Origin of the sequence: Bradyrhizobium ontarionense (genome assembly GCF_021088345.1) — a bacterium.
Classification (GTDB): domain Bacteria; phylum Pseudomonadota; class Alphaproteobacteria; order Rhizobiales; family Xanthobacteraceae; genus Bradyrhizobium; species Bradyrhizobium ontarionense.
This window is the reverse complement of record NZ_CP088156.1, coordinates 5,348,372-5,362,288: the sequence shown is the minus strand read 5'-3', so window position 1 is coordinate 5,362,288 and position 13,917 is coordinate 5,348,372. Positions and strand designations below refer to the sequence as shown.

The following is a 13,917-nucleotide window of genomic DNA, read 5'->3' as shown; positions in this document are numbered from 1 at the left end:
GTCGACATCCTATCAGGAGAGGGAAGAGCCCCATGCCGGTCAAGGTCGACGCGCTCGATCATCTGGTCATCAATGTCACCGACGTGGACCTCACCACGGCATGGTACCGGAAGGCGCTGGGCATGAAGGTCCAGGTTTTCGATCCCGGACAAGGCAAGGCCAAGCGCACGTCTCTCCTGTTCGGAACCCAGAAGATCAACGTGCGACCGAAAGACGCGGATAAGGTCGACTGGTTCACGGCCGACCACGAGACGGCTGGCAGCGACGATCTCTGCTTCCTGACCACCAGCACGCCGGACGAGGTCGTGGCGCACCTGACGGCGCTCGGTATCGCCATCGAGGAAGGACCGGTCGCCAAGCAGGGCGCGCGTGGCACCCTGCGCTCGGTCTATTGCCGCGACCCCGACGGCAGCCTGATCGAGATCTCGTCGTACCGGGACTGAACCGCGACGGCGTTCGCGTGCGGCTCGGTCCGATCCAGGGCCATGGCACTGGCAGGCTATTTCGTTGCGGCCTCACCGTTCTGCGCCATCTTCGCCACGATCTCGCTCCGCGGCCAGCCGGTGAGCGCAGCGACGTCGTCCGCTTCCTTGGCAAAGCGTGTGTCGAGCTTGTCCTTGTAGGCCTTCGCCGCCTGGCATGAGGCTTCGCCGCGCCAGGGATGATGCTGCACATAGCGCCCCTGGAAATTGCTGCGGTCCTTGGTCTCGATGAACACGATGTCCTCGGGAAAGGTCTTGGCATCGTAGCGCACGTGCAGGCGCGTCACGTAGGCGCTCGAGCCGCCGCCGGCGAAGCGCGGGCTGCGGAAGGCTGTGTCGTCGTCGCTGCCGATCCAGCGTGCGCCGAGCTCCGCCAATTCCTTGTTGCTCAGCGGATCGGCGGCGCAGGGATCGCACCAGCCCATGTCCCAGGCATATTCGACGAACACCGCCTGCATGTTTTCACGGGCGACGGCACGCTCGAACAGCGCCTTGTAGAACGGGCCGAACTCGTCCTTCACATAGAGCGGCACGTCGATGTCGGAGGGGATCTTCACGGTCCGGTAGTTGGCTGCCTCGATGCGGCCCTGCCTGGTCAGGGCGAAGATGATGAGATCTTGAGGTCCCCTGGCGTTCACGGTGCCCAGCCGCAGCGGGACCATGAACTTGGCGCTCTGGTAGCGCACCTGCAGCGGCCGCAGCGTGCCGTTGCCGATGCTCTTCATGCGCTCGACGTTGACCTTGGCGACGAAGAACCGCATGCCTTGCTTGATGTAGCTGCCGAGCACGGCCTCCGCGCCCTGCGGGATGCGATAATTGTTGTCGGTCAGCCAGCGCGTCAGCCCGTCGCTCTCCTGCGCCGACAGGATCAGCACGTCATATTCGGCGACGTCGTAGCTCGCCTCGATGGTGACGCCGTAGTGCCCGCGCATGGAGTACTCACGCCCGTTTCCCGCGGCGGCCATCATCGGCACGCCCCGGCGGACCTCGTAGACGCGGGGATTGCACGGATCCTCGTCGTGATATTCGACCAGCCGCGGCGCGGTGTACTTGTCGAGATGATCGATCGTCTTTGGCTCGACCACGCCGATCTGCTTGCGCTCGATGAAGGTCGGCACGGGAACCACGACCGCGAATTCCTTGACGTCGCCCTCGAAGTCGCTGGCCATCGTGATCGAGGTCTGGTCGCCGTCACGGGCCAGCACCACCTTCGAGGACTTGTTGAACAGCCTGGCGTCGGCCTGCGCGACGTAGAAGCCGCAGAATGCGTTGGCCGGCACGGCAGCCGCGTTGGCCAGGATCGCAGCGGCCGCGACGCCGGTACGGAAGAGCTTGCTGAAACGCAGGGTCATGTCGAAACTCCTTTCGGAACGGAAGGACGCCAGGAAAAGCGGACGGCGGGGATGAGCCGGTCGAGCACGAGCGTGAGCGGCGACAGCGCGATCAGCGCGACATAGAGCGCCGGCCGCATCTGCATGACGAAGGCGAGGTAGTACGCGGCGATCGCCACCGTGACCGCAAACAGCAGCCGGCCCACACGTGAATCCGGCGTAGTGCGCGGATCGGAGATCATGAAGAAGGTGAAGATGAGCAGCGAGCCGCTCTGCAGCTGATGCAGCGGAATCGCCGGGGGATCACCGAGCCAGGCGGCGCGTGCAAGCAGCAAGGCGGCGTGGGCGGCGAAGAAGAAGATGGCAATATCGATGCGGCGGGACGCGCTGAGCACGAGGACGGCAAACAGGCCCGCGAGGCTCGCGAACCAGATCGCCGTGCCCCACTGACCCGGTGAGATCCAGACGCCGTTCGTGGTGAACAGCAGCACGACGATGGCAAGCCCGGCCGGATTGAACACGTGCTTGCCGTCGATGCGCAGCAGGAATTTCGAGCTGATCGCGATGACGGCCGCGGCGGCATGGAGCCAGAGCACATCTGCGCGCAGCAGCAGGCTGAGCGACAGCCCGGTGATGACGGGCGATCTGACATCGAGCGGGTTGCCGGACAGCCAGCAGCAGATCAACTGGGTCAGCACGGCACAGGCGATCGCGACCACGCTCGCCGCGGGACGCGCACCGAAATCGATGACGGTGAAATTGATCGCCAACAGCGTGGTCAACGCCGCGATCTGGACATAGCGGGCATCGGGCAGCCGCCATCGCCGTGACAGGGCCTGCATGCGAACCTCCGGGCGTGTTTTGCCGCGCCATTGGTCGCCCTGGAAAAGAAACGGGTTCAATCCCGATTTGCTCGGGGCAAGGACAGGTGGCAAAAGACAACGACAAGAACGAAGCGGCTGGCACGGGCCGCAAGCAAGACGAGTGGAAGGACAGATGAACGAAACCAGGATCGCACCCGGCACGATGACGCCGTTCGACGGCATGGATGTGCCCTGGCTGCTCGCGCTGCGCAGCAGGACCCGGCGCGACCATCCCTTCCTGATCTGGGCGCCGTTCGATGCACCGGCGCGCCGCTGGACCTATGGCGAATTCCACGACCGCGTCGGCGCGCTGGCTGCGGGTTTGGTGAAACGCGGCATCAAGCCGGGCGATGCCGTGCTGATCCATCTCGACAATTGCGTCGAGGCCATGCTCGCCTGGTTCGCCTGCGTCGAGCTCGGCGCGCTGGCGGTCACCACCAACACGCGCTCGGCGGCGGCGGAAATGAGCTACTTCGCCGGCCACTGCCGCGCGGTGGCAGCAATCACGCAGCCGGCCTATGCGGAGATGCTGGCCAGCCACTGCCGCGACCTCAGCTGGATCGCCGTGATCTCGCACGATCCCGGCCAGCCGGAGAGCGCCGCCGTCGCGCCAGGCGACCGGTTCGAAGCGCTGTTCGCGGATAGCGCCGACCGGCCGCGGCGCGCGGTCGATCCGCTCGCGCCGTGCAGCGTCCAATACACATCGGGCACGACGTCGCGGCCCAAGGCGGTGCTGTGGACCCACGCCAATGCGCTATGGGGCGCGAAGATCAATGCCGCGCATGAAGACCTGCACCAGAACGACGTGCACCAGACCTATCTGCCGCTGTTCCACACCAATGCGCTGGCCTACTCGATGCTGGCGAGCCTGTGGGTCGGCGCCACCTGCGTGATCCAGCCGCGCTTCTCGGCCAGCCGGTTCTGGCGCGTGGCGGTGGAGCATGGCTGCACCTGGACCTCGACGATCCCGTTCTGCATGAAGGCGCTGCTCGACCAGGAGGTGCCCGGGGATCACAAATTCCGGCTGTGGGGCACCGCGCTGTCGGAGCCGCCCGCCTTCGCCAAATTCGGCATCAAGATCATCGGCTGGTGGGGCATGACCGAGACCATCACCCACGGCATCGTCGGCGAGGTCGACCAGCCGAACACGCCGATGTCGATCGGCCGCGCGGCGCCTGAATATACGATCCGCGTCACCGATGACGACGGCCATCCGACCGCGGTCGGGGACACCGGTAACCTCGCCATCAAGGGCGTGCCCGGTTTGTCGCTGTTCGCCGAATATCTCTACAACGAGGAGGCGACGCGGACGAGTTTCGACGCCGACGGGTTCTTCCTCACCGGCGACCGCGTCACGCGGCTGGAGAACGGCTTCATCAGGTTCGGCGACCGCGCCAAGGACATGCTCAAGGTCGGCGGCGAGAATGTCGCGGCCTCCGAGATCGAGCAGGTGATCATCACGGTGCCGGGCGTCCGCGAGACCGCGGTCGTCGCGATGCGGCATCCGATGCTGGAGGAGGTGCCGGTGGCGTTCGTGATCCCGCAGGCCGGCGTCGCGCGCGAGCAGCTGGCCGAGCGGATAACCGACGCCTGCCGCGCGGGGCTCGCCGACTTCAAGGTGCCGCGCGAGGTCAGGCTGGTCGACGAGATGCCGCGCTCGACGCTCGAGAAGGTCGCCAAGGCGGAGCTGCGCAAGCTGCTGCCCTGAGCCCGCCGCGAGGCGGTCGCGGCCAGCCGATCCTGACCCGAGAGACGGACCGAGTGCTCGCGACTAGTGCGCGCCCATCGCGACCGGGCGGAACGTCTGCAGCAGTTGCTGATCGAGCTTCGGTCCCATGTTCTCCATGATCGCGAACGCGCGCGCATGCGAGAACGCGGGCCTGTAGGCGCGGTGCTCGATCAGCGCGGCATAGATGTCCACGATCGTGGTCAGGCGCACGATGTCGCTGATCTGCTCGCTGTGCAGAGCATCAGGGTAGCCCGACCCGTCGAGGAACTCGTGGTGATGCAGGATCACGTCGAGCATCTCCGGCGGGAAGCCGCCCTGCCATGACAGCGCCTCGTAGCCGCGACGCGGATGCTGGCGCAGGATGGCGATCTCCTCAGCGGTCAGCTTGCCCTGCTTGTCGAGGATCGCGACGGGAATGAAGGCCTTGCCGACGTCGTGCAGCAGCGCCGCGCGCGTCAGCCGTCGCTGATCGTCGTCGCGCATGCCGAGATGCAGCGAGAAGCCGACCGCCAGGCCGGTGACGAACAGGCAATGACGATAGGTATCGTTGTGGTGGCATCCGACGGCCGTCATCCACTCGCGCAAGGAGGAGTGCTTGATCGCCTTGAGGATCCTGTTCTCGGCTGCGACGATGTCCTCCATCGTCAGCATCGCGCCAGCCGGCAGCTTCTCGAAAATCTTGACCATGACGGCCTGCGCCGCCTCGACGCCGCGATTGAGCAGCTTGCCGCGATCGGTCTCGTCGTAGCCGTCGTCAGCGGGAAGCGCCGAACGGATGCGCTGCAGCACGTCGGCCGGGCTGAACGGGCGCGCGATCGTATCGGTGGCGCCCAAGGCCCAAGCCTGCATCGTGGCGTGATGCATCGCCTCCGCGAGCACGAACAGGCGCGGCATCTCGCTATAGGCGCGCGAGGCGAGCTTCTTGCGGACCCGCTGCACGCTCTCCGGCGAGCGCAGGTTGATGTCGACGATGACGCCGGAGAAGCGCCCGCCTGGATTTTCGGGGATGTCGGAGGTCGGCATCATATCGACGTCGCCAACCGAGCGTAGGATACGCGCCAGCTCGCTGCTCTGATCGCCACGATCCGACGCGAGCAGGAGATGGCGCCTGGTCGCGGTCTGGGTCACGGTCTGCTTGGCTGTCGCGCTCATACGTGCTCGCCCCCTGCGGTTTGCTGCTCATGCAAGTTACCGGGATACGGGTTCGTCGCGGCTTAAGCCGTTCATTCAAGCTGTATCATTTTGGGTGAGTGAAGCGTTAAGCCGGTCGTTAAGATACGCGGCGATTGCGTTCGATCCTGGTCATGGCCCGGTAACGAAAAACCGCCGGAGAGTTTCTCCGGCGGTTCCGAGATACTGCAGCGCTGATGCGCCGGGTCTACGCCTTCATCGCGGCCTTGACGGCCGCCGCAGTGATCGGCAGCGAGCGCAGCCGCGCGCCGCAGGCGTTGTAGATGGCGTTGCCGAGCGCCGGCGCGACCACGGTCACCGCGGGCTCGCCGACGCCGGTCGCCTTCTCGCCATTGGCGATCACGGCGATCGCGACCTCCGGCACCTGGCTCATCCGCAGCGGCCGGTAGCTGTCGAAGTTGGTCTGCTCGATGCCGCCGTCCTTCAGCGTCGCCTTCTCGTACATCGCGAGCGACAAGCCCCACAGCGCCGCGCCCTCGACCTGGGCGCGGATGTTGTCGGGATGCACTTGCGTGCCGACATCGGTCGCCACCGTGAGCTTCTTCACCGTGACCTCGCCCGAGTCTGCAACCGCGACATGGGCGACGCATGCCGTCCAGCTCGCAGTGGCGCGCTCCTGCGACGACACGCACGATACGCCCATGCCCTCGCCTTTCGGCAGCTTCTTCGCGCCATAGCCGGACAGGCCCATCGCCGCCAGCAGCGTGTTGCGCAGCCGCTGCGCGCCGCCGTCGTTCTTGCCCTTGCCGTCGAGCAGCGCGATGCGGAACTGCGCCGGGTCCTGGCCCGATGCGGCTGCGATCTCGTCGATCATGCTCTCGACCGCCCAGAACGTCCAACCCGGCGCCACCGAGCGGAGCTGCCCGGACGGCGTCGCATTGTGCGCAAGCTCGTTCTTGATCGCGCGGACATGGTGGTTGGGCACGGTGTAGAAGAAGTCGGCGCCGTTGACCGTGAACGAGTCGAGCGGGCCCTTCTTGTCAACCGAGGGCGACAGGAAGTCCGGGATGCCCCAGCGCGCGGTCGGCCAGGCCGAAACGACATCGTGGCTCAATGCGATCAGCTTGCCGTTGGCATCGAGTCCCGCCCTGACCTTCTGGTAGGTGAGCGGCCGCGAGTAGTCCATCGTCATGTCGTTCTCGCGGGAGTAGATCACCTTGACCGGCTTGCCCACGGCCTTGGCCGCCTGCACCGCCGGCACCATCATGTCGGCATCGAGCCTGCGGCCGAAGCCGCCACCGAGCCAGGCCTGATGCATCACGACGTATTTGGGGTCGATCCCGGCCGCTCCGGCCGCGATCGCACCGGAGCGCGTCGCGAACTGATTGCCCGAGTAGATGTGCAGGATGTCGCCCTTGAACTCGGCAGTCGCGTTCATCGGCTCCATCGGCGCGTGGATGTTGATGCTGGTGGTGTACTCCGCCTCCAGCACCTTGGCGGCGCCCGACAACGCCGCCGTGGCATCGCCGTCCTTGACGAAGAACTGCCCGGCATCGTCCTGCGCCTGCAGCCGCATCGCCTCGGTGATGATGCTGTCGGTGCTGACGCCCGCGTATGGGCCCTTGTCGTAGCTGATCTTGAGCGCGTCGGCGGCCTTCCTGGCATTGGCATAGGTGTTGGCGACCGCGACCACCCAGCCCGACGTCGAGCCGGTCTTGTCGTCGAGCGTCACCGCCTTGATGAAGCCCGGCACTTTCTTGGCGTCGCTGTCGTCGACCGCCGTGACCGTGGCGCCGAAGCGCACCGGCGGCGTCACCACCTTGCCGTAGACCATGCCCGGCAGCATCGTATCGATGCCGTATTTCGCCGTGCCGTTGGTCTTGGAGGGGATATCGAGCTGCGGCACCGAGACGCCAATCATGGTGTACTGATCGGGCGTCTTCAGCGTGATCGCCTTCAACTCGTCCGGCGTGAAGCTCTTGGTGATCTTGCCGCTCTTGACCAGCTCGGCATAGGTCATCTGCTTCTTGGACTTCGGATGCATGACGACGGAGTCGCGAACCACGAGCTCAGTTGCCGGCACGCCCATCGCGGTCGCGGCAGCCTCGGTGAGCGCGATGCGGCCGGCGGCGCCGGCGCGGCTCATCGCATCGAAATTCATCATCGTGCTCCAGCTGCCACCGGTGATCTGGGCGCCGAGCACGGGGTCATTGAACTTCGGATCGTTGGAGGCGAGCTGGACCCGCATGTCCTTCCAGGCCGCGCCGAGCTCCTCGCAGACGATCTGCGCCATGGTGGACGCGATGTGCTGGCCCATGTCGGCCTTGCCGCAGGTCACGGTGACCAGCCCGTCCGGTGCGATCGCATACCAGACGCTGGGCTCGAAGGTGGTGGGGGCCGCTGCAGCAAGCGCGTTGTCGGTCAGCCCGGCATAGCCGAGCACGAGGCCGGTGGCGGCGGTGCCGACCAGGAACGAGCGGCGGCTGAGATCGGTCGCGGGGCTTTCGAGGCGTTCGCCTGCGGCGTTTGTCACATGCGTGTTCATGTGGGGCTCCGCTCGTTCGAGGTGGTATTGGAGGCGGTGCGCATCTCGGACGCCGCGCGCGAGATCGCCTTCTGGATCCGCGAATAGGTCATGCAACGGCAGAGATTGCCGTCCATATGCGCGACGATCTCCTCCTTGCTCGGGCTGGTGTTCTTGGCGAGCAGCGAGGCCGCCTGCATGATCTGGCCCGATTGGCAGTAGCCGCATTGCGGCACCTGCTCGGCGATCCACGCTTTCTGCAGCGGATGATCGCCCTTCTGCGACAGGCCCTCGATGGTCGTGATCTTCTTATTCGTGACGTCGCCGACCATGGTCTGGCACGAGCGCACCGCCTCGCCGTTGACGTGCACGGTGCAGGCGCCGCACAGCCCCGCCCCGCAGCCGAACTTGGTGCCGGTCATCTGCAACTCCTCGCGGATGACCCACAACAGCGGCGTATCGTTCGCCGCATCGACGGACATGGTCCGCCCATTGATGGTAAGTTTAGGCATTGGTTTCTTCCCCGCCCGGCGTGCGACTTCGCTTACGGCGAAGTTCGGTTTGGAGGACGCCAGCACCCACCGGATCGATGCCAGCCGTTGCAAAGAATGATCGCGACGGCGCAGCGATGCAACGGAATTTGGAACGACGCTTTGCGAAATGAATCAGCGATCGGCGTTGTGCGCCGCGGCAGCACTGGGATCGCAGCGCGGCGCGGGCTATGGAGAGGTGCAGCCGATGCGCTGCCGAAGGAGATTTCAGCCGATGAGAACACCTTTGCGCGTGATGCTGCGCCTCGCCATCGCCCTGCTCTTATCGGGTCTGCTGTTGCCCGGCCTGCTCGTCACGGACCGCGCCGAGGCGCAACCTGCGTTTCCGCTGTCATCTGGCCGCGCGCCTTTCACAGCGACGTTATCCAATGTGTCGCCGCTTGCCTTCGGCATGGATGTCGGTGAGACATCGCGCGTGCTGGATCAGCCGTTGATCTATCTAACCGGCTCGCCCGGCAACGAGACCTTCATGGCGTTGCGCGATCTCGGCGGCAGCGGCCTGGTCCCGCATCATCATCGCCTGTTTCTCAAGTTCCGCCGCGGACGGTTGACCGGCTGGAAAGAGGACTACGGCACCAACTGGATGTGGCGCTGAAACGCGCATCCCGACTGCATAGAGGACAGAACGTGGGACAGGACATCAAGCTGACGGCATCGGACGGTTTCCAGCTCGGCGCCTACCGGGCCGACCCGACGGCAACGGCAAAAGGCGCGCTGGTCGTGATCCAGGAGATCTTCGGCGTCAACCATCACATCCGCAGTATCTGCGACCGTCTCGCCGCCGCGGGCTATGTCGCGATCGCCCCCGCGATCTTCGACCGCGTCGAGCCCAATTTCACCTCCGGCTATTCGCCCGACGAAATCGCTGTGGCGCGGAAATTCGTCGCCAATCCGGATTGGGCCGCCATGCTGCGCGACACCCAGGCCGCGATCGACGCCGTCAAGGATGCGGGACCGGTCGGCATCATCGGCTTCTGTCTCGGCGGCAGCATTGCCTATGCGGCCGCCACCAAACTCACCGGGCTGAAGGCCGCCGTCGGCTATTATGGCGGCGCCGTCGTGCGCTTCGCCGAGGACAAGCCGGCCGTGCCGACCCAGCTGCATTTCGGCGAGAAGGACGCCGGCATCCCCCTGACCGACGTCGAGACCATCAAGGCCAAGCGTCCCGACGTCGAGATCTTCATCTATCCCGGCGCCCAGCACGGCTTCGGCTGCGACGAGCGGGCGAGCTACGACAAGCCGAGCGCGGATCTCGCCTGGACGCGCAGCCTCGCCTTCTTCGCGCAGAATCTTCGCTGACAATCATCGTCATTGCGAGCAGCGAAGCGACGAAGCAAGCCGGCCTTCCTTCTTGGTCCTGAATTGTTTCGCTTCGCTCGCAATGACGAAAATACAAAACTGGCATGATTCCCGGTCCATCGCTGCGCGATGTCGCGGAATGACCAATGAGATCAGAACCAGCGCTCGCCGACCTGGATGGTGTCGCCCGGCTTGAGCGACGTGCCGAGCGGCACTTCGTAGCGCGCTGCGCCCGAGGCATCGGTGTGGGTCAGGATGACGACGTCGCGCCGTGCCCGCGGCGAGAAGCCGCCGGCGATCGCGATCGCGCTCTCCACCGTCATGTTGGGCACGTAAGGGTACTGGCCGGGCGCCTGCACTTCGCCGAGAATGAAGAACGGGCGATAGGCTTCGATCTCGACCGCCACCGACGGCTCGCGGATGTAGCCGTTGCGGAGCTTGGCCGTGATCTCGGCGGCGAGCCCGGCCGTGGTGCGGCCGCGCGCGGGCACGCTGCCGATCAGCGGCATCGTGATCGAGCCGGCCGCATCGATCGCATAGGTGTTGGTAAGGCCCTCCTGGCCGTAGACGACGACGCGCAGCTTGTCGCCCGCATCGAGATGATAGACGGAATCGGAGCGCGCCGGCGCATAGCCGGCCGGCATGACATAGGCACCCCCGCGCGGGGCGGCGGCGAACGAGTTGCGCAACGCGGGGATCGCCCCGCCCTGCCCGGTGGCGGCAACCGGACTGGTGGCAGGCGTCCCATAGGCCATGGCGTCGAGATCGCTCTGCGGCTGGCCGATGGCCACGGGGGAGGCCGTGTGCATGCAGCCCGACAGCAGGATTGCGGAAACGACGGCAATGACCGGAAAAAACAACGCGCGCACTCGAACAATCCCTGAAAGAGGATGCTCCCTAGTCATGCGTGGTTAAGGTTAACAAACCGTTGGCGCGTGTAGTCCGCGCATCGCGCAAGTGCGGTTACGATGAAAATCAGCGGAGTTCGCCACAAGACAAAACCCTCTCCCACAGGTGTGGGAGAGGGACTTCAGCTTCACCGCGCGGCTCGGGCAGCAGGCCGCATCGCCTATGCGTTGACGCCAACGCCGATCGGGCACGCCACGCCGGTGCCACCGAGGCCGCAATAGCCGGCCGGGTTCTTCGCCAGGTACTGCTGGTGGTAGTCCTCGGCGAAGTAGAACGGGCCGGCCGGCGCGAGCTCCGTGGTGATAGCGCCGATCCCCCTGGCCCGAAGCGCCTTCTGATACGCGGCCTCGGATGCTTCGGCCGCCTCGCGCTGCGCATCGCTGAACGTGTAGATCGCAGAACGATATTGGGTGCCGACGTCGTTGCCCTGGCGCATGCCCTGGGTCGGATCGTGGCTTTCCCAGAACGTCTTCAAGAGGCGCTCATAGGGCATGACCTTGGGATCGAACACGACCAGCACCACCTCCGTATGGGCGGTCAGCCCCGAGCACACCTCCTCATAGGTCGGGTTCGGCGTATGGCCGCCGGCATAACCCACGGCGGTGACGTGAATGCCGTCGCCGAGCTGCCAGAACTTGCGTTCCGCACCCCAGAAGCAGCCGAGCCCGAACACGGCCTGTTCGAGGCCGGCGGGATATGGCGGCAGCAGGGCGCGGCGGTTGACGAAATGCGCCATTGCCGTCGGGATCGGCTGGGCGCGGCCAGGCAATGCATCGGCAGCGCTCGGAAGGGCAGGTGCTTTGCGCATGAAGAACATGGTTTGTCTCCGGGCATGGCATTCGCCCGCAGGAAAGATTCCTGCGGCGCGATGACCTTCGGTCGGGGATTATATAGGTCTCTACGCCAACGGCCGCCGCGATGTTACGCGGCTCTTCTGCGCGGTCAGTCGCGCGAATAGCCGATCAGCGGCTTGCGCGGCCGGAACACCAGCATCAGCAGGAGCCCGAGGACGCCAAGCACCGCGAACACCGGCTGATCCAGGAGCGCCGTGACGATCCAGTCCCACAGGAACGGGGCCTTTGCCTCGATCCACGCCTTGAAAGCCGCCTGGCTCGACTGATGGACGTCGTTCCAGAACTGGCCGAAACGGGTGAACTGCAGGGCCTGATCGGCCACCCAGCGCGCACCGTCATAGACGACGAAGATGAAGCTTCCGGCCAGCAGCAACAGTCCCACCAGGCGGAAAAAACCGCGGATCATGCCTCACCTGCCATATCTCGCATGCCCTCGAGGGCAGCAAGGCCTTAGCGGGGGCTCCTCAGAAATTCAACCTCGTCAGGGGTTTAGAACGCGCTTTTGGCGGTTCCGGCCGGCCCGGGGCGCTTTCGAGACCGTTGACGCTCGCCGGGGCTCCCCGTATAAGGTCGCCATTGGCGGTGGGCGCAATCCCGCCGCCGCTGTTCTTTGAGCAGCGCCGATCCGCCGAGCAAGATCCGCTCCGGTCCTGGCTTTCTCAAAGAGGCGTCCGAACAACCCATCGCGTCGGTCGGGCCGCAATCGAGCGGGCCGCGCGCGTACCCGCAGATTGCGGCGAACGCTCGCCGCCGAAGGATATTTGAGAGCATGGCCAACACGACCTCCGCGAAGAAAGCGACGCGCAAGATTGCCCGCCGTACCATCGTCAACAAGTCGCGCCGCACGCAGATGCGCGGCGCGGTTCGTACCGTCGAAGAGGCGATCAAGAAGGGCGATCGCGAGGCCGCGCTGCAGGCGATGTCGCACGCCGAGCCGCAGTTGATGCGCGCTGCGCAGCGCAACATCGTTCACAAGAACACCGCCAGCCGCAAGGTGTCGCGCCTCGCCCATCAGATCGCGAAGCTCGCGAAGTGAGCCGATCGGCCGACGAACTATCAAGATGCAAATAGCCCGGCTCGCGCCGGGCTTTTTCTTTTTCGCTGTTTCTATTTCACGGCGACATCACGATGCGCTGCCATCTGCGCGCGCAGCGACAATTGCGATGTCGCGCGCGCCTGACATGTTCCGTAGTCCTACGTGACCGTGTTCCGTAATTTTACGCGGGTGACAATTTTGTCTCACCTGAAACAGGCGTGAAGCCGCGCTGTGCTTGCGCGTCGATGTCAAGAGCACGTGCGGCCCCGTTCATTTCGCGCACGATGCGCAGCGGGAGTTACCCACGTGAAGTAACCGCAAAAAACATCGTCTCGAAAATGACTTAAGTGCATAGCGCGCCCAAGTGATTGGAAAAGCGACTGCGCTCGGCCGAAACGTAAAAAAATTATGAAGAAATTTTGGGCAGACCATGTTGTTTGTCACATCCGAGATTCCTCGCGATGATTCAAAACCTTGCTTTCTTAACGCGCAACTCGACGCGGCAAGCGGTCCGAAGACTCGTCACGCGTGCTCCGATCAAATGGATTGCGAGTCCCGACGCATCGTGTATTTCTTAAATCCACTCGCGGCGCCCACGATCTTTAAGACCAGCGCGGTTTTGGAAACGGGGTGGACGTGCAAATCGGCGGCGGTGTGCGCGTTGGCGACGCTTTCAAAAGCGATGGCCGGTTCGGTATCCATAGCAATATGGGTAGCGGCGGATCTTTGTCGAAATTTCTCGGGCGCAACATCATCGTTACGCCGTTTTGAACAAGAGAAATACGACATCGGTCGACCCGGCTGAAGCTTGCGACGGCTTCGCTCAGCGAGTGGACAATTGGACGGGATGTATTGCGTAGCGGCTGAATCTTGGGGTTCAGGCGCAGCTGCATTGGGAGATGACAACTTGCCGTGAGCAATCACGGTGAGGCGGGGAGGTTGCATGCTTTACGGACAGATCGCTGTTACACATCTTGGACTGGTTCCGGATCACACCCCCTTAGCGGTCGACACGGCCAGCACGGCCACTGCCAGCACGGCAATGGGTCCCCCTCTCGTCTCCCCCGCGCATCTGAGTATGCGCTGACCTCGCGGAGAACACCTTCTTCCAGCATTGATCTGCCCGACGGCGTGCGCGCCGAACGGCAAAGCTGTGTCTGGAGTTGAGCTTCCGCTCGAGGTCTCGCCGCGGCAGACGCGTCCTTATG

At 64.8% G+C, this 13,917-nt stretch carries 14 protein-coding genes; 5 read left to right on the top strand and 9 right to left on the bottom strand.

Features of this window, described 5'->3' with window-relative positions; all coding sequences use genetic code 11:
- Window positions 1-32 precede the first annotated feature (32 nt).
- Window positions 33-443 (top strand): VOC family protein, encoded by a 411-nt coding sequence (locus LQG66_RS23730; RefSeq protein ID WP_231318085.1) that lies wholly within the window; start codon window positions 33-35, stop codon window positions 441-443.
- A 56-nt stretch (window positions 444-499) separates the two neighbouring features.
- Here the strand turns inward: LQG66_RS23730 and LQG66_RS23725 are convergent, their stop codons facing one another.
- Window positions 500-1,834 (bottom strand): DUF2330 domain-containing protein, encoded by a 1,335-nt coding sequence (locus tag LQG66_RS23725; RefSeq protein WP_231318084.1) that lies wholly within the window; start codon window positions 1,832-1,834, stop codon window positions 500-502.
- Complete coding sequence (locus tag LQG66_RS23720) at window positions 1,831-2,655, bottom strand: RnfABCDGE type electron transport complex subunit D (protein WP_231318083.1); 825 nt, start codon at window positions 2,653-2,655, stop codon at window positions 1,831-1,833. The genes LQG66_RS23725 and LQG66_RS23720 overlap by 4 nt, the downstream gene beginning before the upstream one ends.
- 154 nt (window positions 2,656-2,809) lie before the next feature.
- On the opposite strand from LQG66_RS23720, the gene LQG66_RS23715 reads away from it, so the two are divergent.
- The gene (locus tag LQG66_RS23715) at window positions 2,810-4,384 is read left to right on the top strand and encodes an AMP-binding protein (protein WP_231318082.1); all 1,575 of its coding nucleotides are present in this window, start codon (window positions 2,810-2,812) and stop codon (window positions 4,382-4,384) included.
- Window positions 4,385-4,447: 63 nt separating this feature from the next.
- Here LQG66_RS23715 and LQG66_RS23710 read toward each other — a convergent pair whose 3' ends face one another.
- From LQG66_RS23710 to LQG66_RS23700, 3 genes are all read right to left on the bottom strand, one after another.
- Window positions 4,448-5,557 carry an HD-GYP domain-containing protein gene (locus LQG66_RS23710; protein ID WP_231318081.1) on the bottom strand — a complete coding sequence of 370 codons (1,110 nt, stop codon included), beginning with the start codon at window positions 5,555-5,557 and terminating at the stop codon, window positions 4,448-4,450.
- Between the two features lie 226 nt (window positions 5,558-5,783).
- On the bottom strand, window positions 5,784-8,081 hold the full coding sequence (locus tag LQG66_RS23705; protein WP_231318080.1) for a xanthine dehydrogenase family protein molybdopterin-binding subunit: 2,298 nt from the start codon (window positions 8,079-8,081) through the stop codon (window positions 5,784-5,786).
- A complete protein-coding gene (locus tag LQG66_RS23700) occupies window positions 8,078-8,572 on the bottom strand; it encodes a (2Fe-2S)-binding protein (protein ID WP_231318079.1) in 495 nt (164 codons plus the stop codon). Before LQG66_RS23700 ends, LQG66_RS23705 begins: the two co-directional genes overlap by 4 nt.
- Before the next feature lie 253 nt (window positions 8,573-8,825).
- Here LQG66_RS23700 and LQG66_RS23695 point away from each other — a divergent pair, with 253 nt between their 5' ends.
- Both LQG66_RS23695 and LQG66_RS23690 read left to right on the top strand, forming a co-directional pair.
- Window positions 8,826-9,206: a hypothetical protein gene (locus LQG66_RS23695; RefSeq protein ID WP_231318078.1), complete on the top strand. Its 381-nt coding sequence runs from the start codon at window positions 8,826-8,828 to the stop codon at window positions 9,204-9,206.
- Between the two features lie 32 nt (window positions 9,207-9,238).
- Window positions 9,239-9,910: a dienelactone hydrolase family protein gene (locus tag LQG66_RS23690; RefSeq protein WP_231318077.1), complete on the top strand. Its 672-nt coding sequence runs from the start codon at window positions 9,239-9,241 to the stop codon at window positions 9,908-9,910.
- A 152-nt stretch (window positions 9,911-10,062) separates the two neighbouring features.
- Here the strand turns inward: LQG66_RS23690 and LQG66_RS23685 are convergent, their stop codons facing one another.
- From LQG66_RS23685 to LQG66_RS23675, 3 genes are all read right to left on the bottom strand, one after another.
- Window positions 10,063-10,779: a polysaccharide biosynthesis/export family protein gene (locus tag LQG66_RS23685; protein ID WP_231318076.1), complete on the bottom strand. Its 717-nt coding sequence runs from the start codon at window positions 10,777-10,779 to the stop codon at window positions 10,063-10,065.
- 200 nt (window positions 10,780-10,979) lie between these two features.
- Window positions 10,980-11,636 carry a peptide-methionine (S)-S-oxide reductase MsrA gene (gene msrA / locus LQG66_RS23680; RefSeq protein ID WP_231318075.1) on the bottom strand — a complete coding sequence of 219 codons (657 nt, stop codon included), beginning with the start codon at window positions 11,634-11,636 and terminating at the stop codon, window positions 10,980-10,982.
- A 125-nt stretch (window positions 11,637-11,761) separates the two neighbouring features.
- Entirely contained in the window at window positions 11,762-12,079 is a 318-nt protein-coding gene (locus tag LQG66_RS23675; RefSeq protein WP_231318074.1) for a hypothetical protein, read from the bottom strand.
- Window positions 12,080-12,442: 363 nt separating this feature from the next.
- On the opposite strand from LQG66_RS23675, the gene rpsT reads away from it, so the two are divergent.
- Window positions 12,443-12,709, top strand: a complete 267-nt coding sequence (rpsT, locus tag LQG66_RS23670) for a 30S ribosomal protein S20 (protein ID WP_231327911.1) — start codon at window positions 12,443-12,445, stop codon at window positions 12,707-12,709.
- A 537-nt stretch (window positions 12,710-13,246) separates the two neighbouring features.
- Here rpsT and LQG66_RS23665 read toward each other — a convergent pair.
- Complete coding sequence (locus tag LQG66_RS23665) at window positions 13,247-13,498, bottom strand: hypothetical protein (RefSeq protein ID WP_231318073.1); 252 nt, start codon at window positions 13,496-13,498, stop codon at window positions 13,247-13,249.
- Window positions 13,499-13,917 lie beyond the last annotated feature (419 nt).

Bases quoted from the DNA above. Each gene is read 5' to 3' on its own strand.
- LQG66_RS23695 (WP_231318078.1), top strand. From the start codon at position 8,826: ATGAGAACACCTTTGCGCGTGATGCTGCGCCTCGCCATCGCCCTGCTC.
- LQG66_RS23705 (WP_231318080.1), bottom strand. From the start codon at position 8,081: ATGAACACGCATGTGACAAACGCCGCAGGCGAACGCCTCGAAAGCCCC.
- LQG66_RS23665 (WP_231318073.1), bottom strand. From the start codon at position 13,498: ATGTCGTATTTCTCTTGTTCAAAACGGCGTAACGATGATGTTGCGCCC.
- LQG66_RS23715 (WP_231318082.1), top strand. From the start codon at position 2,810: ATGAACGAAACCAGGATCGCACCCGGCACGATGACGCCGTTCGACGGC.
- LQG66_RS23675 (WP_231318074.1), bottom strand. From the start codon at position 12,079: ATGATCCGCGGTTTTTTCCGCCTGGTGGGACTGTTGCTGCTGGCCGGA.
- LQG66_RS23700 (WP_231318079.1), bottom strand. From the start codon at position 8,572: ATGCCTAAACTTACCATCAATGGGCGGACCATGTCCGTCGATGCGGCG.
- LQG66_RS23730 (WP_231318085.1), top strand. From the start codon at position 33: ATGCCGGTCAAGGTCGACGCGCTCGATCATCTGGTCATCAATGTCACC.
- LQG66_RS23710 (WP_231318081.1), bottom strand. From the start codon at position 5,557: ATGAGCGCGACAGCCAAGCAGACCGTGACCCAGACCGCGACCAGGCGC.
- LQG66_RS23725 (WP_231318084.1), bottom strand. From the start codon at position 1,834: ATGACCCTGCGTTTCAGCAAGCTCTTCCGTACCGGCGTCGCGGCCGCT.
- rpsT (WP_231327911.1), top strand. From the start codon at position 12,443: ATGGCCAACACGACCTCCGCGAAGAAAGCGACGCGCAAGATTGCCCGC.
- LQG66_RS23720 (WP_231318083.1), bottom strand. From the start codon at position 2,655: ATGCAGGCCCTGTCACGGCGATGGCGGCTGCCCGATGCCCGCTATGTC.
- msrA (WP_231318075.1), bottom strand. From the start codon at position 11,636: ATGTTCTTCATGCGCAAAGCACCTGCCCTTCCGAGCGCTGCCGATGCA.